Genomic DNA, 26,314 nt, shown 5'->3' on the forward strand with positions numbered 1-26,314 from the left:
CCTACCTGTCCTTGACGGTTTCCATCGCCACGAAGGTCGAGGTCTGAGCCACATGGGGCAGGGCCGATATCCGCTCACCGAGCACTTTGCGATAGGCGGCGATGTCGCGGGTGCGGATCTTCAGGAGATAGTCGAAGCTCGCCGCCATCATGTGGCACTGCTCGATCTCGGTCACGCCCCGGACGGCCCGGTTGAAGGCGTCGAGAGCCGCCGATCGCGTGTCCGAGAGCTTGACCTGCACGAAGGCGACATGACCTTCGCCCATGCGCTCGCGGTCGATGACGGCCGAATATCCGCGGATATAGCCCTCCGCCTCCAGCCGCCTGACTCTTGCATGCACCGGGGTCTTGGAAAGGCCGACTTTCGCCGCGAGCTCGGCCATGGAAAGCCGGCCATCGGCTGCCAGAGCCGCCAGTATGTTCCGGTCAATGCGGTCCAATTGATCTGAGTTTGTCAAATCTGCAGTCCAAATCTATCGGCTGATGCCAAAATTATAGACCAAAAGGTCCTTCAGTTCCATTTCTTCAGACCATCCGGAAAAAGCGACCATGCTATAGAGGCCGCCAGTCTCCGGCTTGCCACCGGGGACATTCCAGATCACTCTCGCAACCGACGGGGTATGCCATGCCAGCGCTCGACGCCATTCGTGCCGAAATCAGGGGCAACTACCTGCCTGACGAGGCGGAGGCGATTGCGCGGCTGGTGAAGGCGGCGGCGCTGTCGGAAGCCGACCGCGCGGCGATCTCGGCGCGTGCGGCCGATCTCGTACGTGCGGTGCGGGCTTCGTCCGATCCCCGCCTCATGGAGGTCTTCCTCAAGGCCTATGGTCTCTCCACCAAGGAAGGTGTGGCGCTGATGTGCCTGGCAGAGGCGCTGCTCAGGGTGCCCGACACCGAGACTATGGACGACCTGATCCGCGACAAGATCGCCCCGCATGACTGGTCGGCGCATTCGGGTGGGTCGAGCTCGATCTTCGTCAACGCCTCGACCTGGGCTCTGATGCTTACCGGCAAGGTGCTGGACGAAGGCGAGGGCGGCATCGAAGGCACGCTGCGCGCCATGGTGCGGCGGCTCGGCGAGCCCGTCATCCGCACGGCGGTCGCCGCCGCCATGCGCGAGATGGGCGAGCAGTTCGTGCTCGGCCGCACCATCGCCGAGGCGGTCAAGCGCGGCCGTCCCATGACATCCAGGGGTTATCTTTATTCCTACGACATGCTGGGCGAGGCGGCCCGCACCGAGGCCGACGCGCTGCGCTATCTGAAGGCCTATACGGACGCCATCGCCGCGCTCGAGAGCCTCGGCAGCGGCAGCGATATCCGCCGCAACCCCGGCATCTCGGTCAAGCTGTCGGCGATACATCCCCGCTACGAAGTTTCCCAGCGGGAGACCATGCTGCCGGTGATGTCGGAGCGGCTCCTGTCCCTCGCGATCGCTGCCCGCGATGCTCGCATGGGGCTCAATATCGACGCCGAGGAGGCCGACCGGCTCGACCTGTCGCTCGACGTCATCGAGCGGGTGCTGTCGTCGCCGGAACTTGCCGGCTGGGATGGCTTCGGCGTCGTCGTCCAGGCCTACGGGCCACGCACGGCGTTCGTCATCGACTGGCTCCATGCGCTGGCCGAGCGGCTCGACCGCAGGATCATGGTGCGCCTCGTGAAGGGCGCATACTGGGACACCGAGATCAAGCGCGCTCAGACGATGGGGCTGCCGGGCTATCCGGTCTTCACCCGCAAGTCCAATACCGACGTATCCTACATCGCCAATGCTCGAAAGCTCCTGTCGCTGACCGACCGGATCTATCCGCAGTTCGCGACGCACAACGCGCATACCGTGGCGGCGGTGCTGGCCATGGCGCCCGACCGCGACTGTTTCGAGTTCCAGCGGCTGCACGGCATGGGCGAGGCGCTGCACGAGACCGTGCGCCAGGCGGAAGGTACGCGCTGTCGTATCTATGCCCCGGTCGGCGCGCATTCGGACCTTCTCGCCTACCTTGTGCGCCGGCTGCTGGAGAACGGCGCCAACTCGTCCTTCGTGCACCAGATCGTCGACGAGGAGGTCAACGCCGAGGAGATTGCCCGCGATCCCTTCGAGACGGTCGCCACGCAGGGACCGGCCGCCAATCCGTCGATCCCGGCGCCGCTGGCGATCTTCGGCGCCGGCAGGCGCAATTCCAAGGGCTGGGACATCACCGATCCCCTCACGCTGGAAAAGATCGACGCCGGACGCGCCGCCTTTGCCGGCGGGGACCGCTGGACGGCCAAGCCGATGACGCGCGCGGCCGGCTATGGCCGCAGCCGCAAGATCGTCAACCCCGCAAAGCCGAGCGAAGTGGTGGGCACGGTCCACGAAGCCAGCGCCGAGCAAGTGGCCGTTGCTGTGCGCTTCGCAGCCGAAGCGCAGCCGGCCTGGGCGGCGCGTCCGGTCACCGAGCGTGCCGCGATCCTGCGCCGTGCCGCCGACCTCTACGAGGCCAGTGCCGTCGAGTTCTTCGCGCTGGCGACGCGCGAGGCGGGCAAGACGCTCGCCGACGGCGTCGCCGAGGTGCGCGAGGCTGTCGACTTCCTGCGCTACTACGCCGCCGAGGCCGGCAAGGCCGAGGCCGGCACGCAGGCGCGCGGGGTCATCGCCTGCATCTCGCCCTGGAACTTCCCGCTCGCGATCTTCACCGGCCAGATCGCCGCCGCACTCGTGACCGGCAATGCCGTCATCGCCAAGCCGGCGGAGCAGACGCCGCTGATCGCGGCCCGCGCGGTGGCGTTGCTGCGCGAGGCAGGCATCCCGGAAGACGTGCTGCAGTTGCTGCCCGGCGACGGCCCGTCCGTCGGCGCGCCGCTGACGGCCGACCCGCGGATCGCGGGCGTCTGTTTCACGGGTTCCACGGAAGTGGCGAAGCTGATCGAGAGCCAGCTAGCGGCGACGGCCGCCCCAGACGCCATGCTGATCGCCGAGACCGGCGGGCTCAATGCTATGATTGTCGATTCCACCGCGCTGCCCGAGCAGGCGGTGCGCGACATCCTGGCATCGTCCTTCCAGAGCGCGGGCCAGCGCTGCTCGGCGCTGCGCGTGCTGTACGTCCAGAAGGATGTCGAGAAGAAGATGCTGGAAATGCTGCGCGGGGCCATGGAGGCCCTGACGATCGGCGACCCGCGGTCCATTGCCACCGATGTCGGACCCGTCATCGACGACGAGGCCAAGCAGTCGATCGGCGATTACTGCCGGTCGATGGAGGAACAAGGCAAGCTCATCGCCAAGGGCGAGGTTCCAGGCGAGGGGCGTTTCATCGCTCCGCATGTGCTCAAGGTGAAGGGCATAGGCGAGATGGAGCGCGAGATCTTCGGGCCCGTCCTGCATGTCGCGAGTTTCGACGCCGACGAGATCGACCAGGTGGTCGCCGCCGTCAACCGCAAGGGTTACGGCCTGACTTTCGGATTGCACACCCGCATCGAGGGAAGGGTGCAGCACGTGGTGGATCGCATCCATGCGGGCAACATCTATGTGAATCGCAATCAGATCGGCGCGGTGGTCGGGTCCCAGCCATTCGGCGGCGAAGGGCTTTCCGGCACCGGACCGAAGGCGGGCGGGCCGCATTATCTGCGCCGCTTCCGCAAGGCTTCTGAGGCGGCTGGCGGGCCTATGGCCGGTAACCCAGCGGCGACAGCCGGCAAGCCGGCCGCGGCGACGACGCTCGCCGAGCATATGCCGGATGCGGCACTCGGCGGCTGGGCGGCACGCGCCGACCGCATCGCCATCCTGCGCAAGCATCTGCGCGGGAAGGGCGCCGAGGCGATCGCCGCCGCGGCTGCAGTGGAATACGGCCAGGCCGATCTTCCCGGGCCGACCGGAGAAGCCAACACGCTGTCGCTGCTGCCGCGCGGCAAGGTCCTGTGCCTGGGGCCCGATGCCGACACGCTGCTGGCGCAGGTGATCCAGGCGCTTGCCGCCGGCAATGCGGTGCTGGCTGTGGCGCCGGGTGCGCCTGTGGCGCTGCAGGCGCTCACCGGAAAAGGCCTGCCTCTCGCCGTGATCGACGGTGTTGTGTCACCCGACAGCCTCGGCGGAGTTGCGATCGACGCCGTGGCCTGTTCCGCCGATGCCGCGACGCTGAAGCCGCTGCGCCAGGCGCTCGCGACACGCAAGGGGCCGATCGTGCCGCTGGTGAGCGAGGTCATCTATCCGGCGGCCTATGCGCATGAGCGCGCCGTCTGCGTCGACACCACCGCTGCGGGCGGCAATGCCAGCCTGCTGGCGGCGGCATGAGCGAACCTGCCATGGTTCATCGCAAACTGCAGTCTGGAGACCAAGGGTTCCGGCTTGCCGCTTACGCCACTCTTTTTCGTTTGATCGTCTGATCTCCTCGTCCGGCGAGGAGACCGGCGATTGATATGTCTTCGTCTAGTGCCTCCCAATGGAGGCCTAGCGGACTGATTTCGACTTCACGCAGCGTTTTGGGGGCGGCGTTAACGAGGCGTGGAAACCACGCGAGTGGTACACCGATGGTACGGCCGTCGCTCAACTCGACCCACATCGTATGCTCATCGAAACGTACGTCAGTTGCCGAAATAGACATTCCATGCATCCACGATCTGCTGCCGGGCAGCGCTAACGATCCCGATAATAGACTTCAGTTCCTTTGCATGAAAGCCGTTGTTATCGGCCAGGGCCACATCGGGCTCGAGCCAAAACTTTGCCTCCTTCGAGCCTGCCCTCACATGGATATGGGCAGGTTCTCGCGGGCTGCCCTCGTTGGAATAGAAGAAACGCTTGTAGGGACCTTGCCTCAATATGATCGGCAATCCATCAACCTTTCTTCCTCGCGCGGTGCCATCAAATTGCAGTCAGAGGCAAACATCATATCGTGCGGAACGCAAGCCTCTGAAGCGCCGTCGGCCTACCCACGCCTCTGCCCGTGGTTGTCGCTCCGCCTCACGCTCCCTCGACCACCGAAAAGCCCTCGAATTGCGGGTGGCCGAGATAGAGGACCTTGTTCTGGCCGGCATTCTTGTGCGCGGCGCGGAAGTTCTCCGACTTGGTCCAGGCGGTGAAGTCCTCGTAGCTGTCCCAGACGGCATGCGAGGCAAACAGCGTATAGCCTTCCTGCTCGTTGACCGGGCCGCGCAGCAGGTGGAACTCTCGGAATCCCTTCATCTCGGAGAGCGTGGAATCCCGGTTCTTCCAGACATCCTCGAATGCCTGTTCGGAGCCGTTCTGGACCTTGAAGCGGTTCATCGCGATATACATCGGGTTCCTTTCCCTTGATCTAACGTTTCGTTCGAACCGGAAAGCGCACCACGCCCTTCGGCAGTGGTGCATCGCGCAGGCCACGCGGGTGCGGGCCCGATTGCGTGAATGCATCACCGCGGCGGCTGGCCAGTTCGACGACCACGCCGCCCCCGGAGCGGTCGCCTTGGCGCGCGGCGAGCAGGGCCAGCAGTTCCGGCCGCAGCCCGTCGCCGCGGTCCGCGGCGAGCGCATGGAGCCCGGTGAGGATCATATCTATCTTTCCCTTGGAATCAGAGGCCGAAGCCGACGGACGTCCTGGTCGACGTCTTCAGGTCGCGCATGCAGGCGGCCGGCTCGATGCCCGAACCGGCGCATTCGGTGGCCTCGTTGATGAGCACCCGGCCGACCTTGCCGCAATCGACGCCCGCTATGTCGAACCGGCTGACCTTGGTCTTGCCGGCAGGCATCTCCTTGAAGGCGAGCACGGTGAGGCGGTCGACCGAACCTGCATCGTCAAACAGCGCGAGTTCGTAGGCGACACGCGTGAGATCGACGCCGAGGCCGTTGTTGACGACAAAGGTGAACCGGCAGCCCTTGTCGGAGGGCTGCACGGCATTGAGCTCCAGCTGGAGCGCGGGCTTTGCCGCTTCCTGCGCCTGCGCCGCCGCGGCGAAAGGCGTCGCAAGGATGGCCAGGAAACGAAGCCATGTTGTACCGATCATCGAATCATCCTCCGAAACGCATGGTTGCGCCGAGCTTCAGCGTCAGGCCCTGCTCATAGATGACGGATGTGGTCGTCGCATTGAGCGGGTTGGCGTATTTGACGTCGAGCAGATTGTCGGCGCGGAAGTCGAGGCGAAGATTCTCGGTCGCCTGATAGCTGGCGAAGAGGTTGACCAACGTGTAGTCGTCGGCGAACGTCGCGCCCTTGGGCGGAGCGTTGTACTGGACCTCGCCGCCGAAGCTCAGCGCGTTTTCGAGCACGCGCATGCCGAGCTGGGCGGTCACCTGCGAAGCCGGGATCGTCAGGAGATCCTCGCGCTCGCCCTGCTCGATGGTGTAGCCGTCGATGATCGAGGCCGACAGGCCACCGAAATAGCGCCCGGCGTCGTAGAAGGCCTCGAACTCGAAGCCGTTGATCTTGGCTTCCGCGAAGTTCTGGTACTGGAAGCAGATCGGGATGTAGCCGGGCGTGCCGAGAAGGTCCGGACGCAGCGGGCAGCCGCTGGTCGGATCGAAGGCGGAGAGCGTCGTGCCGCCGATATAGTTGTCGACGTCGTTGTTGTAGTAGGCGGCCTTGAGGCGCAGCGTGTCGTCGCTCCAGATCAACCCGTCCTGGCTGTAGTTGACACCAAACTCCCACGTCTTGCCCGTTTCGGGCTTCAGATTCGGGTTGGGCAGGAAGGGGAATGTGACGCCGCTCGGATGCATGCCGCCGATCAGCGTTTCGCTGATGCTGGGCGAGCGGTAGCCCTCCGCATAGGTGCCGTAGAATTGCAGTCCGCTCAACGCCTCGAACGGCGATACGCCCACGGTCAGGCGCGGCGAAAGCCGGTTGCCCGAGGTCTCCTGGGAGTCGTCGTCGAGGCTGTAGCCGTCGTAGCGCAGGGCGCCGATGACCTGGAGCCAGTCATAGGTGAGCTTTTCCTGGATGTAGGCGCCCCAGACGGTGCGCTTGCCCGACGGGGTGTAGAAGTCGCTGCCGCCGATCGGGCTGGTGGTGACCACGTCGTCGGACACCCAGTCTCCGCCATAGGTCAGTTCGTGCGAGACCTCGCCGGTCTCGAAGCGCGATGTGTTCCAGATATCGAGGCCCCAGGTGCCGAGGTCGTAGGTCGTGAGCGAGCCGGCGGGGATGACGATCGGCCGGCCGGTGTCCGGATCGAACTGGGTTATGCTCCTCCGATAGGTCTGGTCGAGATCCGCGCCGTTGTAGGAGACGTTGACGTGCAGGTCGAGCCAACTCCTGGCGTCGTCGGTGATGTTGTAGCGAGCCGTGAAGGTGTTCTGGTTGAGGTCGAGGTCGGAAGTGCCGATGCCTTCCGACCAGCTCTCGCCGACGCCGACCCAGCCGAGCTTCAACTCGCTGTTCTCCGTCGGGCGGATCGTGCTCTTGATCATGCCGCTGAGCAGGTCGAAGCCGGTGCCCACGACCCTGTCGCCGCCGCCGTCCTCGTAGTCGCCATAGTCGCGCCAGACGATGTTGGCGATGACGTCGGCCGCCTCGTTGAACTTGTAGGCGCCGGTCGCGCTGGTGGTCCAGCCGGAAGCGTTGGTATCATAGAGGCCCGTGACCGACGCCGCGTAGGTCTCGCCGTCGCGGAGGAAGTCTTCCGCGTCCTTTGTCTCGAAGAACACCACACCGCCGATCGCGCCGGAGCCGTAAGTGTTGGCGATGGGGCCTCTGATGACGTCGACCTGTTGGATCAATTCCGGATCGATGAAGACAAGGCTCTGGGTGCCGTGACCCGAGCGCTGGAAATTCTGCCGCGCGCCGTCGACGATGACAGCCACACGCCCGAAATCCTGCAAGCCGCGGATGTTGACGCTGGAGGCCGCGCGCTTGGCATCCGTCTGGACGGAGATACCGGGAACGCCGAAAAACACGTCCTGCGGCGTCGTCGCCATGCGCCGCTCGAGCTGCTCGCCGCTGACCTGGCTGACTGACGCCATGGTTTCGATGGCCGTCTCGCCGGTACGGCTGACGACAGTGATGGTATCGAGCACCGTTGCCCCCGTGTCGTCCGGAAGGGGCTGGGCGGTCTGCTGCGCCTGGTCGGCTTGCGGCTGGCTGGTCTCCTGAGCGTGAGCCTGCGCCGATCCCAGGGCGATCGTCGCCACGCCTGCGAGTAGAAGCGCCGTCCGTGCGCCGGCCCTTCGCTTCATCTCATGCCCCAAAACCACCAGCCCCATGAGTCCAACTCCTTGTCGTTGTTCTCCATGCTGGCTCGCTGACGCTGGCTCGCACGACATTCGTTCTTTCCGACCGCCAATATGTTGACTGAAGCAGTCCGGTATTGCGCTCCGTATTAAACCTGATAATTAGTGTCAAGAATTGAATGCCGGATCAGCCACCGGCGGGGACGTTTGACCGGACTTGGAAAAGGAAGCACGACCGTGAACAGCCACAATCCTGCGAATTTCCGTTTCGGGCAGTATCGTACGCCGCAAGCCGAGCGGCCGGCCCCCATCCGCCCCGTGGCCGTCAGGACGGTCACCAGCGAATCGCTGTTCCATGGCGATCACGAGATCAGCATCGATCATCGCGGCGCGATGTACCGGCTGAAGATCACCCGTCAGGGCAAGCTCATCCTCAACAAGTAGGTAGGACCGAATGAATGCCGCAGTGAGACCCGACGCGCCGGCGATCCGCCAGGCGCGCGCCGACAACCCGAAGATGCGCGAGCGCGACCTTGCCAGGCAGCTTGGCATCTCGGAAGCCGAATTCGTTGCGGCATGGTGCGGGGAGGGCGCGCTGCGCGTCTCTCCCGACGCCAACGAACTGCTCACCGGCCTGGAAGCGGTCGGCGAGGTCATGGCTCTGACCCGCAACGAAAGCGCCGTTCACGAGAAGATCGGCACCTACGACAAGGTGGTGACCGGCGCGCACAGCGCCATGGTACTGGGCGAGCAGATCGACCTGCGCATCTTCCCCAAGGTGTGGGCGCATGGCTTCGCGGTCGAGAAGCGGGACGGCGACGAGATCCGCCGCAGCCTGCAGTTCTTCGACGCGCAGGGCGAGGCGGTGCACAAGGTGCATCTCAGGCCGGGTTCGAACCTTTATGCCTACCAGAACCTGGTGTCCAGGCTGGCGATCGCGGACCAGTCGCAGAAGGTGGCCGTGAAGGCGATGGAAGTCGCCATCGACGCCGCGCCGGCCGGCGCGGTCGCCAGCATGGAGGAACTGCGCGACCGCTGGAGCCGTCTCACGGACACCCACCAGTTCTTCGGCATGCTGAAGGCACTCAACCTGACGCGCCTCCAGGCGCTCGACATGGTGGGGCAGGACTATGCCTGGCTGCTCGACGCCGACGCGGTTTCGGCCATGTTCAGCCACTCCGTGCAGGAACAGATCCCGATCATGTGCTTCGTCGGCAATCGCGGATGCATCCAGATCCACAAGGGGCCGTTGCAGAACGTCCAGCCGATGGGTCCCTGGCTCAATGTGATGGACAAGACCTTCCACCTGCATCTGCGCATGGATCACATCCGCCAGGCCTGGGTCGTCCGCAAGCCGACCAAGGACGGTCACGTCACCTCCATCGAGGCGTATGACGCAGCCGGCGAGATGGTCATCCAGTTCTTCGGCGCCCGTCACGAGGGCGAGGCGGAGCGCGGTGACTGGCGCTTCATCGCCGAGAACCTGCCGCGCGTGCCGCAGTCCTCGGCAGCGTGAGGAGGGCCGGATGCGTAGCGTGACAAGTTCCGGCGCGTTTCTGGGCGCCGCGTTGGTCGCGGCCATAGGATTCTGCGCCGTTCCGGTTGATGCCAACGAGATCGAGGGTGGGTTCTCCGACCCCTCGCGGGTGGTTGCGATCGGCGGCTCGATCACCGAGATCGTCTATGCGCTGGGCGAGGAGAAACGCCTCGTCGCCCGCGACTCGACGAGTCTCTATCCGGAGGCAGCGCTCGCGCTGCCCGACGTCGGCTACATGCGCCAGCTTTCGCCGGAAGGTGTGCTGTCGGTCAATCCGAGCGCGATCCTGATGCTTGAAGGCAGCGGCCCGCGCGAGGCGGTCGACGTGCTTGCGAAGGCGAGCGCGGAGATGGTGAATGTGCCCGACCGCTTCGACCATGACGGGATTCTAGAAAAGATACGCATTGTCGGCATGGCGATCGGGGCCGAAGGCAAGGCCAAAGAGCTGGCTTCCTTGGTGGACAAGGACATCAAATCGGCCCAGGAGCTGACGGCCGACGTGGCCGAACGCAAGCGCGTGTTGTTCGTCCTCAGCCTGCAGGGCGGCAAGATCCTCGCGGCCGGTCACGGCACCGCCGCGGACGGCATCATCAAGATGGCCGGGGCGGTCAACGTGATGGGCGACTTCGAAGGCTACAAGCAGGCTTCGGACGAGGCGGTCGTTACGGCAAAACCCGACGTGATCCTGATGATGACGCGGGGCGGCGAGCACGACAGGGGTGTCGACGAGGTCGTCTCCCATCCCGCGATCGCGCCGACGCCTGCCGGCCAGGCCAAGGCGCTGATCCGCATGGATGCCTCCTATCTGCTGGGATTCGGCCCCCGTACGGCCGGCGCCGTGCGTGATCTCGCCAAGGCATTCTACGGCGACAAGGCGACCGACTAGGGCTTCTTCAGCCTTGTCGATCACGCGGCCGGGCGACTTGTGGCGGGATCAGCCAAGCACGGGATGGCAACGCGATTCGCGCGACTAATGGGCTATGGTCCTTCACGGGATCGCATCGGCCGGGCGGGGCAACCCGATGGGAAAGGGTTCAGGTAAGTATGCTCGACATGTCCGCAGCCAGGGCGCTCCGCGCCGAAGCCACCGGCATCATGCAAGGTGACCGCAGTCTTCACGGCAGGATCGCTGTCCTGCTGCTTTCCGTGGCGCTCGTCGTCACCGTCCTCTTCAGCCTCGCGGCAGGCGCTTCGGACGCCTCCGCCTGGGGCGTGATCCGCGGCTGGCTGTCTTCCGCCGATGCCGGCGCGCTCTCGGAGCGTGACCGCATCATCATACAGGATATCCGCATGCCGCGTGTGGCACTTGGCGCGCTGGTGGGCGCGGCACTGGCCGTATCCGGGACGGTGATGCAGGGCCTGTTCCGCAACCCGCTCGCCGATCCTGGGCTGGTCGGCATCTCCACGGGCTCGGCGCTGGCGGCGGTCGCGGTGATCGTCTTCGGTCCCACCCTGCTTGCTCCGGCCACCGCGCTGCTCGGCATCTATGCCCTGCCGCTCGCGGCTTTCCTCGGCGGGCTCGCCGTAACGCTCCTGCTCTACAGGATCTCGACGCGGCGCGGCCAGACTTCGGTCGCAACCATGCTGCTCGCCGGCATCGCGCTCGCCGCTTTCGCCAGCGCCCTGATGGGGCTCTTGATCTTCATCGCCGACGATCGCCAGCTGCGCGACGTGACCTTCTGGCAACTGGGCTCGCTCGCCGGCGCGACCTGGGTGAAGGTGGCCGCAGTCGGACCGGTGATCGTCCTGGCGCTCGCCGCGACGCCCTTCCTGGCGCGCGGCCTCAACGCCCTGGCGCTCGGCGAGGCGACCGCCAACCATCTCGGCATTCCAGTGCAGCGGATGAAATATGTGGCGATCGTCGCCGTCGCCGCAGCGGTCGGCGCTTCGGTCGCCGTCAGCGGCGGCATCAGCTTCGTCGGCATCGTGGTGCCGCATCTGCTGCGCCTCTCCATCGGGCCGGACAACCGCTATCTCCTGCCGGCCTCGGCGCTGCTCGGCGCCTGCCTGCTGCTTATGGCCGATGCCGTGAGCCGCACCGTCGTTGCGCCCGCCGAACTGCCGATCAGCATCGTGACGGCGGCCGTGGGCGCGCCGTTCTTCCTGTGGATCCTGTTGCGCAAGCGCGGTGTCCTCGATTTGTAAGGGGTCTAGCATGATCGAAGCCCGGGATGTCGGGGTCACCATCGGCGGGAAGCGCATCGTTTCCGACGTGGATTTCGAGATGCGGCCGGGCGAAATGGCGGCGATCGTCGGTCCGAACGGTTCGGGCAAGACGACCTTCCTGCGTGCGCTATCAGGCGATCTGCCCTATCGCGGCTCGATCAGCCTCAACAGGCGCGAGCTTTCGACGCTGAAGCCGTGGGAGGCGGCCGCCATGCGCGCCGTGCTTCCGCAGGCCACGGCCCTGTCATTCCCCTTCACCGTGCGCGAGGTGGTGAAGCTCGGTCTTCTCGGCGGGCGCTCCGGCGCGCTGGCGGGCGAGCAGGAGAGGCTGCCCGAGCGCGCTTTGGCGCGCGTCGACCTCGACGGCTTCGGCGGACGTTTCTACCAGGAGCTCTCGGGCGGCGAGCAGCAGCGCGTGCAGCTTGCCCGGGTGCTGTGCCAGGTGTGGGCGCCGGTGCTGGAGGGACGGCCGCGCTATCTGTTCCTCGACGAGCCGGTCTCGAGCCTCGACATCAAGCACCAGCTCATCATCATGAACATCGCACGCGAATTCGCGCGGCGGGGAGGCGGCGTCGTGGCGATCCTTCACGACCTTAATCTCACGGCCATGTATGCCGACCGGGTCTTCGTCATGCATCGGGGCCGCCTCGCAGCGGCCGGCGCGCCGAGCGAGGTGCTCAGCGACGAACTGATCTCGCGCGTCTTCGACTGCCGGCTGAAGGTGGGCGCGCTGCCGCAGGGCAACATGCCCTTCGTCCTGCCGCAATCGGCGGCGCTCTAGGGCAAGTTGAGCCGCAAACGCGTAGCATCTACAGCGTGACGCGTCCGGATTCACGCGTCACGCCGTAGGTTCTTGATTGGCGCATGTCTTTTTTCCCAAACCGCTGCATGCTTTCGGGAGGCATGCTTAGCGTGGGGTCCGCGTTACTGAGAGCGCGATGCCGGTAAAGACATAGTCGACATTGCCGATCGTCCGGGGTACCGGCGGGCCGTTCATCCAGTTCACGAGATTCTGCTCGACCGTGTCGGTGCCGCCGTCGGGATTCATCACCTGGATCGCACCGTTGTAGCGGCGGGCGAGCACCCAATGGGTCAGGCCGTTGGCCAGCGAGACAACCAGCATCACCCTGGCAAAGCTGTCGAAATCGCTGTCCAGGAAAGCATTGGGACCGGGACGCTTGTCCCAGGTGACAACATTCTTCACGTCGGCCTTGAAGGCCTGATAGGCCGGCTCGAAGACGGAACTGAGCTGCCCCTGACGCAGGCTGCTGGTCTTGGACTTGTCCTGAATGATCACGGCCGTCAGGCGCAGCCGGGCGAGCTCGCTGGCGACGCGCGATATCAGCGATTCGTCCTGAGGGCCTTTCCAGATGCGCTGCCACATGGCCGCCGCGTCCGGATCCGTGATCGGACCGTTGCGGACGCCCAGTTCATTGGCCGCGCAAAGGATGCAGGACGCGCCGCATGCCTTTTGTCCGACCGGACTCTGATCATGTGTGTAAAGCGGCATCAGGCCCCCCTCCGCTTTTGAAGATCCCGCCCGTCAGGGCAAGGAAGATGCAACCGAAGCGGATGATGCCATCTGTCGGATGACGGTGCTAGGGGGCAGATGCTTCGAAGCGAGGAATAGCGATGGGGCCGCCAATCGTATGAGTTCCGGTCGACGATGTCTGCGCGCGGCCGCTCGGCGTGAGCACGCGTTCCGGTCCGGGTCGGGTAGGAGGGCGCGCCAGGCCCGGTCGGCCAGAAGCGCAGGCCGGTGGAGGCGAAGCCGGCTGCCGCCGCGCGGCGCGCAAAGTCGTCGGGCCGGAGGTCCGCGCGGTGAGATGGGCAACATCGGGGGAGCTCACGCGGAGCTCCAAACGGCGGTCGCAGAAGAACGAGGCGTCCCGGTCCCTCGCGGCATGAGACTTGGAAAGCCGGGGGAAGGCGCGTCACCCCGCCAGGGCGCGGGGTTCCAGGAGGTCGATGCCAAGCAGAGAGCGGACATTCGACCTGGCTTTCACCAGGTCGGCGATGGTGTGGCGTTCCAGCACAGCGAAGAAGGCGCCAAGCGCCTCGCGCAGCGCCGCATTGAGGGCGCAACTGTCGACCAGCGGGCATTCGGCCGCGTCGCTCTCGAAGCATTCCGCCATGGCGAAACTTTCCTCGGTTACGCGCACCACGTCGAACAGGTTGATCTTGTCGGCCGGGCGGCCGAGCCGGACACCGCCGTTGCGACCGCGTACGGTCTCGACGAGGCCGTTCTCGACGAGCGGCTGCAGGATCTTGAACAGGAACAGTTCCGACACCGAATAGGCGCTGGCGATCTCCGGAATGCGGCTCAGCCGCTCGCTGTTGGCCGCGCAATACATCAGGATGCGAATGGCGTAGTTGGTCTGCCGGGTCAGCCGCATGACGGTTCCTTTGCGAGGACTCTCGATCCCCTCGAATATGGCCTACACCTTAGAACAATTCCAGACAACAATGCAATTAACCTGAAGTTTTTTGTCATGTTTAAGGCGAGGTCGGCATGCCTCGCAACGCAGGGATGAGCACGCTTCCATGCGCGGGCCGTGCCGGCCGGGAATCGGCGAGGATAGGTGAGTCGGCGTGCGCGACCGGCAGGGCTCGAGGCGATTCAGGGCAGTCGGGTGGCGATCTGCCTGGCGGTCTTCAATGCCTCGGGCAGGCACAACGACGTCAGCTTGTCGAGCGAGGTGTGCATCGTGTGACCGCAGATGTTCAGTGCCGCGATCGTGGCGCCGCGAAGGTTCTTCACGGGCACCGCGACCGCGACGAGGCCAGGCTCCAGTTCCTGATCGATGACGGCGTAGCCCTGCTCGCGAACCTTGCGGACCTCCGCCATGAGGTCGTCGATCGTGACGAGGGTGTTTCCCGTCTTCTGCTGGATGCTGCTCTTTTCGAGCACGTCGCGCGCGCAGTCCTCCGGCATGCCGGCGAGCAGGACGCGGCCCATGGCGGTGCAATAGGCGGGCTTGCGTCCGCCGATGCGCACATTGATGGACATCACGGTATCGGCCGCGAAGGAAGCGACATAGACGACATCGGTACGGTCGAGCACCACCGCCGAGACATTTTCCTCGACGCGGTTGCGCAAGATTTCGAGATAGGGCGTGGCGATGGCGATCCAGCCGTCGTTGGAGTTGAGATACCCGGTGGCGAATTCGAGCACCTTCGGCGTGAGCCGGTAGATGCCGTCGGTCGCATCGACATAACCGAGGGAGGCGAGGGTGATCAGGCTGCGCCTTGCCGTGGCGCGTGTCAGCCCGGTCGCCGCGCTCAGTTCGGACTGGGTCAGCCTCGGCTTCTTCTGAAGCGCCTGCAGAACGGCGATGCCATGCACCAGGCCGGCCACGATCTCGCGGTCGTCGGCTTCGTTGCGCTGCGGCGCCTTGGCCTGGGCGTCCATAATGCGGCTCCGTAGACAGTCTGTTCGAAAAGCGAACGGTATCGTCGCGTAGTTCATCCTGTCATCATCGCTCGGGTCAGTCAATCCGAGCCTATCGGCTTGACACAGGAGTTTTCCGGCTCATACTTTTCGAATGATATCGTTCGCTATGCGAACAAGGAGCGACCAGGGATGGAGAATTTCGTCTATACGGGAATGCCCGCCCGCGTCGTGTTCGGCGACGGGGCTCTGGCGCGTGTGGGCGACGAGCTGACCCGGCTCGGAGCGAGGCGCGTGCTCGTCATCACCACCCCGCATCAGGCCGCGGACGGACGGGCATTGGCGGCAAACCTTTCCGCGCACGACCCGTCCCTCTATGCTGGGGCCGTGATGCACACGCCCGTCGACGTCACCGAGCAGGCCCTCGAGGTGGTGCGCGAGCGCGGCGTCGATTGTCTCGTGGCGCTTGGTGGAGGCTCGACCATCGGGCTGGCCAAGGCGATCGCCTTGCGAACCGATCTGCCGCAGGTCGCCGTCCCGACCACCTATGCCGGCTCCGAGATGACGCCGATCCTGGGCGAGACCCGCGATGGCGTGAAGACAACGCAGAAGTCGATGAAGGTCCTGCCGGAGGTGGTGATCTATGACGTCGGGCTGACGATGACGCTGCCGGCGGAACTTTCCGGCACCTCCGGGATCAACGCCATCGCTCACTGTGTCGAGGCACTCTATGCGCAGGAGGCGAATCCGATCATCGCCATGCTGGCCGAGCAGGGCATCGCCGCGCTCGGCCGCGCCTTGCCGGGCATCGCGCTCGATCCGGGAGATCGCGCGGCTCGATCCGACGCGCAATATGGCGCGTTCTTGGCCGGCGCGTGCCTGGGCGCGGTGGGCATGGCACTGCATCACAAGCTCTGCCACACGATCGGCGGCACATTCGACCTGCCGCATGCCGAGACGCATACGATCGTGCTGCCGCACGCGCTCGCCTACAATGGGCCGGCCGTGCCAAAGGCCGCCGCCACGGTCGCTGTCGCGCTCGGCGTGGCCGATGCCCCCGGCGGCCTGTTCGACCTCGCCGGCAAGGTCGGGGCACGGCGGGCGCTCCGCGATATCGGCATGCCGGAAAGCGGCATCGACAGGGCCACCGATCTCGCGCTCGCCAATCCATACTGGAACCCGCGACCGTTGGAGCGCGACGGGATCCGGGCCTTGATCGCGCGGGCGTGGGCCGGGGAGGAGCCGTCGGTGCCGGCCGCGTGAGGAAATGACGGGGGCCGGCCGGTTCCGGCTTTTTCTTGGGAGGAGAACATGTCGCTCAGCAGACCAGGCCGGCTCAGCCGGCGTCAATTCATCAAGACGACGGCCGCGGCCGGCGCGGGCGTGGCGATGGCGCCGCTGTTCGCGCCGCATATCAGGGCGGCCGAGACGATCAAGCTTGGTTATGTCAGCCCGCAGACGGGGCCGCTTGCCGCCTTCGCCGAGGCCGACCAGTTCATCCTCGGCCAGTTCCGCGAGATCGTGAAGAACGGGCTAGACATCAACGGCACCAACTACGCCGTCGAAGTTATCGTCAAGGATTCGCAATCCAATCCCAACCGCGCGGCCGAAGTGGCCAAGGAACTGATCGTCGATGACGAGATCGACCTGATGCTTGTCGCCTCGACGCCCGAGACCACCAATCCGGTCTCGACCCAGTGCGAGATCGAGGAAGTGCCGTGCATTTCGACCATGGCGCCGTGGCAGCCCTGGTTCATCGGGCGCCAGGGCAATCCGGGCGATCCGGCGAGCTGGCAGCCGTTCAAATATACGTTCCACTATTTCTGGGGCCTGGAGGACGTGATCGCCGTCTTCACCAACATGTGGAACCAGCTCGAGACCAACAAGGTGGTCGGCGGGCTCTTCCCCAATGACGGAGACGGAAACGCCTGGGGCGACCCCAATGTCGGTTTTCCGCCGGTGTTGGCCGAGCAGGGCTTCACGTTGATCGATCCCGGCCGATACCAGAACCTGACCGACGATTTCTCGGCGCAGATCACGGCCTTCCAGGGCGGCAATGTCGAGATCGTGACCGGTGTGGTGCTGCCGCCCGACTTCACCACATTCTGGACCCAGGCCAACCAGAAGGGCTTCAGGCCGAAGGCGGTGAGTGTCGGCAAGTGCATCCTCTTCCCGGTCGCCGTGGAGGCCCTCGGCAAGACCGGCAACAACCTGTCGTCGGAAGTGTGGTGGTCGCCGAGCCACCCGTTCAAGTCCTCGCTGAACGGCCAGTCCGCGGCCGATCTTGCGGCCGGTTTCACCGAGGCCACCGGCCGGCAGTGGACGCAGCCCATCGGCTTCATCCATTCGCTGCTCGAATTCGCCGTGGACGTGCTGAAGCGCTCCGCCGATCCCACGGATACGGATGCATTGGTCGAATCGATCTCCACGGTCGACCTGCAGACCATCACAGGTCCGATCAAGTTCGGTCAGGAGAATGTCCCGCCTTTCGCGCGGTCCAACCTTTCCAAGACCCCGCTGGTCGGCGGCCAGTGGCGTCTCAAGGATGATGGCAAATACGACATCGTGATCGTCGACAACCAGACGGCTCCAGAAATCCCCGTCGCGGGCAAGATGGAAGCCATCGCCTGACCGACCGAAGCCGCCCGGCCGCCGAGGTCGGGTGGTCTCTTGCAACGCCGAGACGCCGATGCTGCTTACGATCGACAGCCTGCAGAAATCCTACGGCTCGCTTGTCGTGACCGATGGCGTCTCGCTGTCGGTGGCGGAGGGCGAGGCGCTCGGCATCATCGGACCGAACGGCGCCGGCAAGACGACGCTGTTCGCCCTGATCACCGGCGCGATCGCACCGAACGGCGGAACGATCGCGCTGGACGGCCAGGACATTACCAGGATGCCGCCGCAGAAACGCTGCCTCTCCGGCATCTGCCGCTCGCATCAGGTGCCGCATCCCTTCGAGAAGCTGACGGTGGCGGAGAACCTGCTGGTGGCGGCGTGTTTCGGCCAGGACAAGCGCGAGGCCGAGGTGGTCGACACGATCGGCGAGATTCTCGAACTGACCGGCCTGGCGCCGAAGGCGAACCGCGTGAGCGGCGGGCTGCCGCTGCTCGATCGTAAGCGGCTCGAAATGGCCCGCGCACTCGCCACCAATCCGCGCCTGCTGCTCCTGGACGAGATCGCCGGCGGGCTTACCGAAGGCGAGTGCCAGGAACTGGTCGAGACGATCCGGGCCATCCACAAGGGCGGCCGCACGATCGTGTGGATCGAGCATATCGTGCACGCGCTGGTGGCCGTGGTCGGACGGCTGGTCGTGCTGAATTTCGGCCGGGTCATCGCCGAAGGCGATCCCAAGGCCGTGCTTGCCTCCCCAGAGGTGCGCGAGATCTATCTGGGCTCGCCGGTGTGAGGGTGCGATGACGCTGCTTTCCGTCGAGAAACTCGACGCCTTCTATGGCGATTTCCAGGCTCTGTTCGGCATATCGGCCGCAGCCGGGGCAGGGGAGACGGTTGCCATCATCGGCGCCAACGGTGCGGGCAAGTCGACCTTCCTCAAGGCCGTCACGGGACTGCTTCACGCTCCGCGGGAGGCGATCCGTTTCGACGGAGAGGCGATCGGTGGACTGCCGGCATCGGACATCATGAAGCGAGGCATCGCCATGGTGCCGGAGGGCCGCAAGCTGTTTCCCTCGCTGAGCGTCGAGGAGAATTTGCTGATCGGCGCCTATGGACGTTCCGGCTCGGGCAGGTGGAACCTCAGGACGCTCTACGAACTGTTTCCGATCCTGGGGGAGCGGCGCAACAGCCCCTCGACCGCTCTGTCGGGCGGCCAGCAGCAGATGGTGGCGATCGGCCGGGCGCTGATGTCCAACCCGCGGCTCTTGCTCTGCGACGAGATCTCGCTGGGCCTCGCGCCGGTGGTGATCCGCGACATCTATGCCGCACTTCCCGCCGTCAAGGCGGAAGGCACGGCAATCGTCGTGGTCGAGCAGGACATCGTCCAGGCCATGAAGATGTGCGACCGCGTCTATTGCTTCTCGGAAGGACGCATGACGCTCTCCGGCGCGCCGGACGCGCTGTCGCGGGAGGAGATCCATGCAGCCTATTTCGGGCACTGAGGGAGAGGGCACATGAACAGGGAACTCGTCGCCCCTACCCCCCTCTGGCCTGCCGGCCATCTCCCCCTCAAGGGGGGAGATTGTCTATCGCCTGCGCTTTCGCCAATCCGCGATGCTGCAGGAATGCCACCTGCATCGACGCTGCCAATCTCCCCCCTTGAGGGGGAGATGGCCGGCAGGCCAGAGGGGGGTACCTCCGACGCGCGGTTCGTCCGCATTCCGGCGAGGCGCTCATGACGGCCGCTCTCGACGTCGTGATCCAGGGTATCCTGCTCGGCGGGCTCTATGCGCTGTTCGCGGCCGGCCTGTCGCTGATCTTCGGCGTCATGCGCCTGGTCAACCTGGCCCATGGCGACCTGATCGTGCTCGCCGCTTTCCTGATCATGGCGCTGGTGGCCTTTCTCGGCCTGCCGCTGCCGCTTGCCGCTCTCCTGGCGCTGCCGCTGATGTTCGCCCTCGGCTACGTGCTCCAGACCGTCATCCTGAACAAGGCGATCGGCGCCGACATATTGCCGCCGCTGCTCATGACCTTCGGCCTGTCGATCATCATCCAGAACGGCCTGCTCGAAGCGTTCTCCGCCGACTCCCGCCGGCTCTCTGCGGGCGACCTGGAAACCGCGTCGCTTCCGCTTGGCGGCGGCATCGCCATCGGCCTCATGCCGCTTGCCACGCTGGCCGCGGCAGTTCTCGCCATCGTGGCGCTCAACCAGCTCTTCTACCGCACCGCGCTCGGCCGGGCGTTCCGCGCCGTCTCAGACGACCCCACGGTCGCCCAGCTCATGGGCATCGACAACAGGAAGCTCTTTGCCGTTGCCATGGGCATCGCGCTCGCGGTGGCGGCCCTTGCCGGTCTGTTCCTCGGCATCCGCGCCAATTTCGATCCGACCATCGGGCCGGCGCGGCTGATCTTCGCCTTCGAGGCCGTCATCATCGGCGGGCTCGGCAGCCTGTGGGGAACGCTTGCCGGCGGCATCGTCATCGGCCTCGCGCAGACGGCAGGCGCCGCGATCAACCCTGAATGGCAGATACTGGCCGGGCATCTCGCCTTCCTCTCCGTGCTGATCATCCGGCCGCGCGGCCTGTTTCCGCGCGCCAGCGATTGAGGCGGACCATGGCTGAAACCCTCGCAGGACAGGCTCGACAGGTCACCGCCCCGGCGTCCCGCCGCTATCGCATCGCGACCCAGACCAGGGCCTCGCGCATTGCCGCAATTCTCGGCGCTGCCTTCCTGGCGTTCCTGTTCGCCGTACCCTTCCTGGCCGGGCGCGCGCTCATCCAGGACCTGTTCTTCGTGCTGACCATGCTGTGCCTTGCCCAGTACTGGAACCTGCTCGCCGGTTTCGCCGGTCTCGTTTCGGTCGGCCAGCAGGCATTTGTCGGCCTTGGCGCTTACCTGATGTTTGCCTTCGTCATCCTGCCCGGCCTCGACCCGGTCCTGTCCATCCTGCTCGCGGGCCTCGTTTCGGCTGTTGTCGCCATGCCGACCGCCTTCGTGGTATTCCGCCTGCGCGGACCCTATTTCGCGATCGGCACCTGGGTCGTGGCGGAAGTTTTCCGGCTGCTCGCCGCCCAGTACAAGGCGCTCGGAGGAGGGACCGGAACCTCGCTGCCGCGCAGCGCCACCAATGATTCCTTCCTGGTGGTGCATGTCGCCGACTGGCTGGACCTGCGCTCTGCCGCCGCGCGCGACGTCGTCACCTATTGGCTGGCCCTGGTGCTGGCGGTCTTCACCGTCCTCCTGATCTACCGCGTGTTGCGGTCGCGCGCGGGACTGGCGCTCGCTGCCATCCGCGACAGCGAGCCGGCCGCTTCCAGCGTCGGCGTCGACGCCATGCGCACCAAGCTCTGGGTCTATATGCTCTGTGCCTTCGGCACCGGCATGACCGGCGCGCTGATCTACCTGCAGACGGCGCGCATCTCGCCCGACGCTGCCTTCTCCGTGCTCGACTGGACCGCGATGGTGATCTTCATCGTCGTCATCGGCGGCATCGGCTCGATCGAGGGACCGATCGTCGGCGTGGTCGTCTTCTTCGCTCTGCAGGATCAGCTTGCCGGCTTCGGGCCCTGGTACCTGATGCTGCTCGGCGCGCTCGCCATCGTCGTCATGATGTTCTTCCCCAAGGGCCTCTGGGGAACGCTGGCCGACAGATACGACCTTCACCTCTTTCCGGTTCGCCGCCGGTTCGAAATGCTCACCCGATCCGAAATCGCAGGAGGAAAATGATGATCGAAACCGATGTCCTCGTGGTCGGCTCCGGCCCGGCCGGCTCGACCATGGCCGCGCTTCTGTCCACCTATGGCGTGTCCAACGTGCTGGTGACGAAATATCGCTGGCTGTCCGACACTCCGCGCGCGCACATAACCAACCAGCGCGCCCTGGAAGTGCTGCGGGACCTCGATCTCGAGCAGGATGCCAAGCTCTATGGCGCGCCGCAGGAGTTGATGGGCGACAACGTGTTCTGCACCAGCCTTGCCGGCGAGGAACTCGGCCGCCTGCGCACCTGGGGCACCCATCCGATGAGCGCGGCACGGCACCAGCTGGCGAGCCCGACGCGGATGATGGACCTGCCGCAGAATTTCCTGGAGCCGATCGTGTTCGGCGCCGCCTGCGCACGCGGCACGCGGGCCAGGTTGTCCACTGAATATCTGTCGCACAAGCAGGACAGGACCGGCGTGACCTCGCTCGTCCGCGACCGCGTGACCGGCGAGGAATATGAGATCCGCTCGAAATATCTGATCGGCGCCGACGGCGGCAATTCGCAGGTGGCCAAGGATGCCGGCCTCAGGATGAACGGCAAGATGGGCGTCGCCGGCTCGATGAACATCATCTTCAAGGGCGACCTGTCCCGCTACGTCGCCCACCGTCCGAGCGTGCTCTACTGGGTGATGCAGCCGGGTTCGAATGTCGGCGGTATCGGCATGGGCCTCGTGCGCATGGTGCGTCCGTGGGACGAATGGCTGATCGTCTGGGGCTACGACATCAACCAGCCCGCGCCCGAGGTCGATGATGCCTTCGCCAAGAGCGTCGCCTATTCGCTGATCGGTGACGACACGATCCCGATCGAGATCAAGTCGGTCTCGACCTGGACCGTCAACCACATGCATGCGCTCGACTATTCCAAGGGCCGGGTGTTCTGCATGGGCGACGCGACCCATCGGCATCCGCCGTCCAACGGGCTCGGCTCCAACACTTCGATCCAGGACGCCTTCAACCTCGCATGGAAGATGGCGATGGTGGTGAAGGGTGAGGCCGCGCCCTCGCTGCTCGACAGCTACCAGCAGGAACGCGCGCCGATCGGCAAGCAGATCGTCGACCGCGCCAACAAATCGATCGAGGAGTTCGGCCCGATCTTCCAGGCCCTCGGCCTGCTCGATACCAAGGATCCCGAGCAGATGAAGGCCAATATGGAGGCGCGCAAGAAAAACAGCGCAGCCGGCGAGGAACAGCGCAGGAAGCTGCGCGAAGCGATCGCCAGCAAGGTCTATGAATTCGACTGTCACGGCGTCGAGATGAACCAGCGCTACGCTTCCGTCGCCGTCGTGCCGGACGGTTCGAAGGATCCCGGCTTCAAGGGCGACGCCGAGCTCTGTTACGAGCCCACGACCTTTCCCGGTGCGCGTCTGCCCCATGTCTGGCTGGAGAAGGGGACGCAGAAACTCTCCTCGCTCGATCTGTGCGGTCATGGCCGGTTCACGCTCATGACCGGAATCGGCGGTGAGGGCTGGGTCGAGGCGGCCAATCAGGTCGGGGCGGAGCTGAAACTCGATATCCGCGTCGTCGTCGTCGGACCGGGTCGGGAGATCGAGGATCCCTATGGAGACTGGGCGCGCGCCCGCGAGGTGAGCGACGCCGGCTGCCTGCTCGTGCGACCCGACCACCACGTCGCCTGGCGTTCGAAGAAACGCGCCGCCGATCCGAAGGGCGAGCTCGCCCGGGTACTCGAAGCGCTGCTCGGAAGGGCGGCGAAAAACACTGGGAAAGCCGTCAAGGAAGCAGCCTGACTATCGGAAAGGAAAATCCATGTCGGAAAAGACCGTCTATTTCTCCGAGGAGAGATCCGAAGAAGCCGTGATCGCCCGGATGGACCCGGACAAGGTCGATCCGCGCCTCTATAGGGTGATGACCTCGCTCATCAAGCATCTGCACGGCTTCATCAAGGAAGTGGAGCCGACCAATGAGGAGTGGATGGCCGGGATCAGGTTCCTGACCGATACCGGCCATATGTGCACGGACTGGCGGCAGGAGTTCATCCTGCTCTCCGACACGCTCGGCGTCTCGATGCTGGTCGAGACGATCAACAACCGCAAGCCTTCCGGCGCCACCGAGACCACGGTCCTGGGGCCGTTCCATGTGGAGGGGGCGCCCTATATCGAGAACGGCGCGAATATCTGCCTCGACGGCAAAGGCGAGCCGATGGTTGTGACGGGGCGCGTTGCGGATACGGAGGGCAGGCCGATCGCCGGCGCCCTGCTCGACGTCTGGCAGGCCAATGACGAGGGCTTCTACGACGTCCAGCAGAAGGGCATCCAGCCCGACATGAATCTGCGCGGCATCTTCACGACGGATGCGGACGGGCGCTACTGGTTCCGTTCGGCGAAGCCGAAGTTCTATCCGATCCCGGACGACGGCCCGGTGGGCAAGATGCTCGCGGCCCTCGGGCGCCACCCCTATCGGCCGGCGCATATCCACTTCATCGTCGGCGCCAAGGGGTTCTCGCCGATCACGACCCACTATTTCGTGCCGGGGGATCCCTATCTGACCAGCGATGCGGTGTTCGGCGTGAAGGAGAGCCTGATCGTGGACTTCGTCCGCAACGACGACAGGGAAGCGATGACGAAGTACGGGTTCTCGCAGCCGTTCTGGCAGGCGCAATGCGACTTCGTTCTGTCGAGGGCCGCATAGGGCGCCGTCGGCTTGTCCGGCCTGCGCTCGATAGGCAGGGCGTCGGTCAGGCGTTCGCCGCCCTGGGCTTGTTGGCGTTCGCCGCGCTGCCGCCGGCAAACATGGTGTCGACCGACGCCATGATGACCGCCACCACGTCGCGCAGGGCATTGAGGTCCGAATTGGCCTTGGCCAACGCAGACAGGCCGTGGGTCGAGGCGACGAGGTAGCGGCCGATGGCGCGGACGTCGGCGCGGGGGTCGATCGCTCCCTCGACCTGCGCCTGGCGCAGCATGCGATAGAACGTGTCCTCGGCGCGTGTGATGGAAGCCGCGATGCGACGGCCCATGCGCGTGGTGCCCCGGTCGCCCTCGACCGCCACATTGGTGACCAGGCAGCCGAGCGGCAAATCGGGGTCGCCGAAGGCGATCATCAGCTCCTCGAAATAGCGTTCGATCGCCTGGCGGACGGGCAGGCCGGCATTCAAGGCGTTGCGCAGCTTGATGGAATAGGTCGCGTCGTAATGGTCGATTGCGGCCATGAACAGGTCTTCCTTTGCGCCGAAGGCGGCATAGATCGACGTGCGGCCGATGCCCATCGCGGCCTCGAGGTCGCTGATCGACGTGCCGCCGAAGCCGCGCTCCCAGAACAGCCGCGTCGCGCGATCGAGCACCTTTTCCCGGTCGAATTCCTTCGGGCGCGCCATTGTGCCGGCTCCAGATCCGTTCGACTGCTGTCATAGCCCCTTGGCGGAGTCCGTTCAAGCAGATGTTTTGTATCGATCGGTGCTTAATTGGAGGCCGCGCCGACGGATATCTGACGGACTTTCCAGACAGGAAGGACGGGCTGGAGGCGGCCAGTTCTGACGCGATGATTCCAAATTCGGTAATAAGCTATTGTTTTGGAGGAAGAATGCAAAGAGCTTCGTTTGCCTCCGGTCGATGCTCTGCCTTTCTTCGGCGCTCGGTATCCGACTTTCGTCCTGCTGCGTTGCACAATCGAATCTCGCCTCGAAGGGCTTGCGGGACGCGGTCATGGTTCGATAATGTACCGATCGTATCAGAATTTTCGGGCGGCGACGGGAGCGCTGGTCACTCTGGTCGTCGCGGCCGCGTTTTTCACGGGAGGATTGTCATGGCAGCACGGGTAAACGGTTTGCATCACGTCACCAGCGGCGTCTGGGGCGCGCAGGAGGACATCGACTTCTTCACCCAGGTCGTCGGTCAGCGGATGATCAAGCAGACGATCCTGTTCGACGGCACCGTCTCCTTCTACCATCTCTATTACGCCAATGCCGATGCCGAGATCGGATCGGTCTCGACCACCTTTCCATTCTCGCGCATGGGGATAAGCGGACGCCGGGGCTCGGGCCAGATCAACACGACGGGCTATTCCGTCCCGCACGGCTCGATCCCGTTCTGGAAGGATCATCTCAAGCGCCACAACACCGAGATCGTCGGGGAAGGCGAGCGGTTCGGGCAGAAGACCCTGCATTTCCGGCATCCCGCCGGCCTCGATTTCGAGATGATCGAGGATAAGGACGACAAGACGAAGGGCTGGACGACCAAGGACATCAAGGCCGACGCGGCCGTGCGCGGCTTCCATTCGGTGGCCATGTCGGTGCGCGACATCGAGGAACAGGACCGGTTCCTGACCGAAGGCCTGGGGCTCGAGAAAGTCGGCATCGACGGCAATTATCACCGCTATCGGATCAATGAGGGCGGTGCCCAGAAGACGGTCGATCTGGTCCATGTGCCCGACCAGAAGCAGGGCTCCTGGCAGTTTGCGCCCGGCATCGTCCACCATGTCGCCTTCGCCGTGCCGACGGAAAAGGAGCAGATGGAGGTGAAGCTCCATCTCGAAGGGCTCGGCTACACCGACGTGTCGGAGATCAAGGACCGCAACTACTTCCACTCGATCTACTGCCGCTCGCCGGGTGGGATCTTGTGCGAAGTGGCCACCTGCGACATCGGCTTCGCCATCGACGAGCCGAAGGAACATCTCGGCGAGAAGCTGCTGTTGCCACCCTGGTTCGAGCCGCGGCGTGCCGAGATCGAAGCGCAACTCGAAACGATCAAGGTGCCGCAAGGCGCGATGGCCCAGTAGCCAGGGTGGCCTTCGAC

At 65.1% G+C, this 26,314-nt stretch carries 26 protein-coding genes; 15 read left to right on the forward strand and 11 right to left on the reverse strand.

What is annotated here, in order from left to right; genetic code table 11:
- Position 1 precedes the first annotated feature (1 nt).
- The gene (locus JN280_RS20420) at positions 2–457 is read right to left on the reverse strand and encodes an Lrp/AsnC family transcriptional regulator (protein ID WP_274609018.1); all 456 of its coding nucleotides are present in this window, start codon (positions 455–457) and stop codon (positions 2–4) included.
- A 167-nt stretch (positions 458–624) separates the two neighbouring features.
- Here JN280_RS20420 and putA point away from each other — a divergent pair, with 167 nt between their 5' ends.
- On the forward strand, positions 625–4,257 hold the full coding sequence (gene putA / locus JN280_RS20425) for a bifunctional proline dehydrogenase/L-glutamate gamma-semialdehyde dehydrogenase PutA (RefSeq protein ID WP_202304637.1): 3,633 nt from the start codon (positions 625–627) through the stop codon (positions 4,255–4,257).
- 61 nt (positions 4,258–4,318) lie between these two features.
- On the opposite strand, the gene JN280_RS20430 is transcribed toward putA, so the two are convergent.
- The 6 genes from JN280_RS20430 to JN280_RS20455 form a co-directional block, all read right to left on the reverse strand.
- Positions 4,319–4,567, reverse strand: a complete 249-nt coding sequence (locus tag JN280_RS20430; RefSeq protein WP_202304639.1) for a DUF2442 domain-containing protein — start codon at positions 4,565–4,567, stop codon at positions 4,319–4,321.
- Positions 4,548–4,793, reverse strand: coding sequence for a DUF4160 domain-containing protein (locus JN280_RS20435; protein WP_202304641.1), 246 nt, complete (start codon positions 4,791–4,793; stop codon positions 4,548–4,550). The genes JN280_RS20430 and JN280_RS20435 overlap by 20 nt, the downstream gene beginning before the upstream one ends.
- Positions 4,794–4,923: 130 nt before the next feature.
- On the reverse strand, positions 4,924–5,238 hold the full coding sequence (locus JN280_RS20440) for an antibiotic biosynthesis monooxygenase family protein (RefSeq protein WP_202304642.1): 315 nt from the start codon (positions 5,236–5,238) through the stop codon (positions 4,924–4,926).
- A gap of 19 nt (positions 5,239–5,257) precedes the next feature.
- A complete protein-coding gene (locus tag JN280_RS20445; protein WP_202304643.1) occupies positions 5,258–5,491 on the reverse strand; it encodes a hypothetical protein in 234 nt (77 codons plus the stop codon).
- Positions 5,492–5,510: 19 nt separating this feature from the next.
- A complete protein-coding gene (locus tag JN280_RS20450; protein ID WP_202304644.1) occupies positions 5,511–5,942 on the reverse strand; it encodes a hypothetical protein in 432 nt (143 codons plus the stop codon).
- A gap of 4 nt (positions 5,943–5,946) precedes the next feature.
- Positions 5,947–8,106 (reverse strand): TonB-dependent hemoglobin/transferrin/lactoferrin family receptor, encoded by a 2,160-nt coding sequence (locus tag JN280_RS20455; protein ID WP_244741818.1) that lies wholly within the window; start codon positions 8,104–8,106, stop codon positions 5,947–5,949.
- A 231-nt stretch (positions 8,107–8,337) separates the two neighbouring features.
- Here JN280_RS20455 and hemP point away from each other — a divergent pair, with 231 nt between their 5' ends.
- The 5 genes from hemP (at position 8,338) to JN280_RS20480 (ending at position 12,584) form a co-directional block, all read left to right on the forward strand.
- The gene (gene hemP, locus JN280_RS20460; RefSeq protein ID WP_202304646.1) at positions 8,338–8,544 is read left to right on the forward strand and encodes a hemin uptake protein HemP; all 207 of its coding nucleotides are present in this window, start codon (positions 8,338–8,340) and stop codon (positions 8,542–8,544) included.
- 10 nt (positions 8,545–8,554) lie between these two features.
- On the forward strand, positions 8,555–9,616 hold the full coding sequence (locus JN280_RS20465; RefSeq protein ID WP_202304647.1) for a hemin-degrading factor: 1,062 nt from the start codon (positions 8,555–8,557) through the stop codon (positions 9,614–9,616).
- Positions 9,617–9,626: 10 nt separating this feature from the next.
- On the forward strand, positions 9,627–10,523 hold the full coding sequence (locus JN280_RS20470) for a heme/hemin ABC transporter substrate-binding protein (protein ID WP_202304648.1): 897 nt from the start codon (positions 9,627–9,629) through the stop codon (positions 10,521–10,523).
- Between the two features lie 158 nt (positions 10,524–10,681).
- Positions 10,682–11,782: a FecCD family ABC transporter permease gene (locus JN280_RS20475; protein ID WP_202304649.1), complete on the forward strand. Its 1,101-nt coding sequence runs from the start codon at positions 10,682–10,684 to the stop codon at positions 11,780–11,782.
- Positions 11,783–11,792: 10 nt separating this feature from the next.
- On the forward strand, positions 11,793–12,584 hold the full coding sequence (locus JN280_RS20480) for a heme ABC transporter ATP-binding protein (protein WP_202304651.1): 792 nt from the start codon (positions 11,793–11,795) through the stop codon (positions 12,582–12,584).
- Positions 12,585–12,710: 126 nt separating this feature from the next.
- On the opposite strand, the gene JN280_RS20485 is transcribed toward JN280_RS20480, so the two are convergent.
- The 3 genes from JN280_RS20485 to JN280_RS20495 form a co-directional block, all read right to left on the reverse strand.
- Positions 12,711–13,313 carry a hypothetical protein gene (locus JN280_RS20485; RefSeq protein WP_202304653.1) on the reverse strand — a complete coding sequence of 201 codons (603 nt, stop codon included), beginning with the start codon at positions 13,311–13,313 and terminating at the stop codon, positions 12,711–12,713.
- Positions 13,314–13,737: 424 nt separating this feature from the next.
- Complete coding sequence (gene rirA, locus JN280_RS20490) at positions 13,738–14,199, reverse strand: iron-responsive transcriptional regulator RirA (RefSeq protein ID WP_202304662.1); 462 nt, start codon at positions 14,197–14,199, stop codon at positions 13,738–13,740.
- Positions 14,200–14,423: 224 nt separating this feature from the next.
- On the reverse strand, positions 14,424–15,215 hold the full coding sequence (locus tag JN280_RS20495) for an IclR family transcriptional regulator domain-containing protein (RefSeq protein WP_202304664.1): 792 nt from the start codon (positions 15,213–15,215) through the stop codon (positions 14,424–14,426).
- Between the two features lie 171 nt (positions 15,216–15,386).
- Between JN280_RS20495 and JN280_RS20500 the strand changes: the two genes are divergently transcribed.
- The 8 genes from JN280_RS20500 (at position 15,387) to JN280_RS20535 (ending at position 24,212) form a co-directional block, all read left to right on the forward strand.
- Complete coding sequence (locus tag JN280_RS20500; RefSeq protein WP_202304666.1) at positions 15,387–16,457, forward strand: maleylacetate reductase; 1,071 nt, start codon at positions 15,387–15,389, stop codon at positions 16,455–16,457.
- 48 nt (positions 16,458–16,505) lie between these two features.
- Positions 16,506–17,825, forward strand: a complete 1,320-nt coding sequence (locus JN280_RS20505) for an ABC transporter substrate-binding protein (RefSeq protein WP_202304668.1) — start codon at positions 16,506–16,508, stop codon at positions 17,823–17,825.
- Positions 17,826–17,883: 58 nt separating this feature from the next.
- Entirely contained in the window at positions 17,884–18,600 is a 717-nt protein-coding gene (locus JN280_RS20510) for an ABC transporter ATP-binding protein (protein WP_202304670.1), read from the forward strand.
- Between the two features lie 7 nt (positions 18,601–18,607).
- Entirely contained in the window at positions 18,608–19,309 is a 702-nt protein-coding gene (locus tag JN280_RS20515) for an ABC transporter ATP-binding protein (protein WP_202304672.1), read from the forward strand.
- Positions 19,310–19,542: 233 nt separating this feature from the next.
- A complete protein-coding gene (locus tag JN280_RS20520; protein WP_202304674.1) occupies positions 19,543–20,412 on the forward strand; it encodes a branched-chain amino acid ABC transporter permease in 870 nt (289 codons plus the stop codon).
- An 8-nt stretch (positions 20,413–20,420) separates the two neighbouring features.
- Positions 20,421–21,533, forward strand: a complete 1,113-nt coding sequence (locus tag JN280_RS20525) for a branched-chain amino acid ABC transporter permease (protein WP_202304676.1) — start codon at positions 20,421–20,423, stop codon at positions 21,531–21,533.
- Positions 21,533–23,311 (forward strand): FAD-dependent oxidoreductase, encoded by a 1,779-nt coding sequence (locus JN280_RS20530; protein ID WP_202304678.1) that lies wholly within the window; start codon positions 21,533–21,535, stop codon positions 23,309–23,311. The genes JN280_RS20525 and JN280_RS20530 overlap by 1 nt, the downstream gene beginning before the upstream one ends.
- Before the next feature lie 19 nt (positions 23,312–23,330).
- Entirely contained in the window at positions 23,331–24,212 is an 882-nt protein-coding gene (locus JN280_RS20535; RefSeq protein ID WP_202304688.1) for an intradiol ring-cleavage dioxygenase, read from the forward strand.
- Between the two features lie 46 nt (positions 24,213–24,258).
- Here JN280_RS20535 and JN280_RS20540 read toward each other — a convergent pair whose 3' ends face one another.
- The gene (locus JN280_RS20540; protein ID WP_202304690.1) at positions 24,259–24,897 is read right to left on the reverse strand and encodes a TetR/AcrR family transcriptional regulator; all 639 of its coding nucleotides are present in this window, start codon (positions 24,895–24,897) and stop codon (positions 24,259–24,261) included.
- A gap of 428 nt (positions 24,898–25,325) precedes the next feature.
- On the opposite strand from JN280_RS20540, the gene JN280_RS20545 reads away from it, so the two are divergent.
- Positions 25,326–26,297 carry a ring-cleaving dioxygenase gene (locus tag JN280_RS20545; RefSeq protein WP_202304692.1) on the forward strand — a complete coding sequence of 324 codons (972 nt, stop codon included), beginning with the start codon at positions 25,326–25,328 and terminating at the stop codon, positions 26,295–26,297.
- The last annotated feature ends 17 nt before the right edge of the window (positions 26,298–26,314 follow it).

Source organism: Mesorhizobium sp. L-8-10 (genome assembly GCF_016756635.1).
In the GTDB taxonomy this organism is placed as follows: Bacteria; Pseudomonadota; Alphaproteobacteria; order Rhizobiales; family Rhizobiaceae.

What these genes read in the sequence shown, in the direction of transcription:
- JN280_RS20430 (WP_202304639.1), bottom strand. Translation starts at nt 4,567, where the DNA reads ATGTCTATTTCGGCAACTGACGTACGTTTCGATGAGCATACGATGTGG.
- JN280_RS20525 (WP_202304676.1), top strand. Translation starts at nt 20,421, where the DNA reads ATGGCTGAAACCCTCGCAGGACAGGCTCGACAGGTCACCGCCCCGGCG.
- rirA (WP_202304662.1), bottom strand. Translation starts at nt 14,199, where the DNA reads ATGCGGCTGACCCGGCAGACCAACTACGCCATTCGCATCCTGATGTAT.
- JN280_RS20505 (WP_202304668.1), top strand. Translation starts at nt 16,506, where the DNA reads ATGTCGCTCAGCAGACCAGGCCGGCTCAGCCGGCGTCAATTCATCAAG.
- JN280_RS20440 (WP_202304642.1), bottom strand. Translation starts at nt 5,238, where the DNA reads ATGTATATCGCGATGAACCGCTTCAAGGTCCAGAACGGCTCCGAACAG.
- JN280_RS20545 (WP_202304692.1), top strand. Translation starts at nt 25,326, where the DNA reads ATGGCAGCACGGGTAAACGGTTTGCATCACGTCACCAGCGGCGTCTGG.
- JN280_RS20535 (WP_202304688.1), top strand. Translation starts at nt 23,331, where the DNA reads ATGTCGGAAAAGACCGTCTATTTCTCCGAGGAGAGATCCGAAGAAGCC.
- JN280_RS20515 (WP_202304672.1), top strand. Translation starts at nt 18,608, where the DNA reads ATGACGCTGCTTTCCGTCGAGAAACTCGACGCCTTCTATGGCGATTTC.
- JN280_RS20485 (WP_202304653.1), bottom strand. Translation starts at nt 13,313, where the DNA reads ATGCCGCTTTACACACATGATCAGAGTCCGGTCGGACAAAAGGCATGC.
- JN280_RS20465 (WP_202304647.1), top strand. Translation starts at nt 8,555, where the DNA reads ATGAATGCCGCAGTGAGACCCGACGCGCCGGCGATCCGCCAGGCGCGC.
- JN280_RS20500 (WP_202304666.1), top strand. Translation starts at nt 15,387, where the DNA reads ATGGAGAATTTCGTCTATACGGGAATGCCCGCCCGCGTCGTGTTCGGC.
- JN280_RS20470 (WP_202304648.1), top strand. Translation starts at nt 9,627, where the DNA reads ATGCGTAGCGTGACAAGTTCCGGCGCGTTTCTGGGCGCCGCGTTGGTC.
- JN280_RS20530 (WP_202304678.1), top strand. Translation starts at nt 21,533, where the DNA reads ATGATCGAAACCGATGTCCTCGTGGTCGGCTCCGGCCCGGCCGGCTCG.
- JN280_RS20495 (WP_202304664.1), bottom strand. Translation starts at nt 15,215, where the DNA reads ATGGACGCCCAGGCCAAGGCGCCGCAGCGCAACGAAGCCGACGACCGC.
- JN280_RS20480 (WP_202304651.1), top strand. Translation starts at nt 11,793, where the DNA reads ATGATCGAAGCCCGGGATGTCGGGGTCACCATCGGCGGGAAGCGCATC.
- JN280_RS20540 (WP_202304690.1), bottom strand. Translation starts at nt 24,897, where the DNA reads ATGGCGCGCCCGAAGGAATTCGACCGGGAAAAGGTGCTCGATCGCGCG.
- JN280_RS20455 (WP_244741818.1), bottom strand. Translation starts at nt 8,106, where the DNA reads ATGAAGCGAAGGGCCGGCGCACGGACGGCGCTTCTACTCGCAGGCGTG.
- JN280_RS20450 (WP_202304644.1), bottom strand. Translation starts at nt 5,942, where the DNA reads ATGATCGGTACAACATGGCTTCGTTTCCTGGCCATCCTTGCGACGCCT.
- JN280_RS20510 (WP_202304670.1), top strand. Translation starts at nt 17,884, where the DNA reads ATGCTGCTTACGATCGACAGCCTGCAGAAATCCTACGGCTCGCTTGTC.
- JN280_RS20475 (WP_202304649.1), top strand. Translation starts at nt 10,682, where the DNA reads ATGCTCGACATGTCCGCAGCCAGGGCGCTCCGCGCCGAAGCCACCGGC.
- JN280_RS20520 (WP_202304674.1), top strand. Translation starts at nt 19,543, where the DNA reads ATGACGGCCGCTCTCGACGTCGTGATCCAGGGTATCCTGCTCGGCGGG.
- putA (WP_202304637.1), top strand. Translation starts at nt 625, where the DNA reads ATGCCAGCGCTCGACGCCATTCGTGCCGAAATCAGGGGCAACTACCTG.
- JN280_RS20445 (WP_202304643.1), bottom strand. Translation starts at nt 5,491, where the DNA reads ATGATCCTCACCGGGCTCCATGCGCTCGCCGCGGACCGCGGCGACGGG.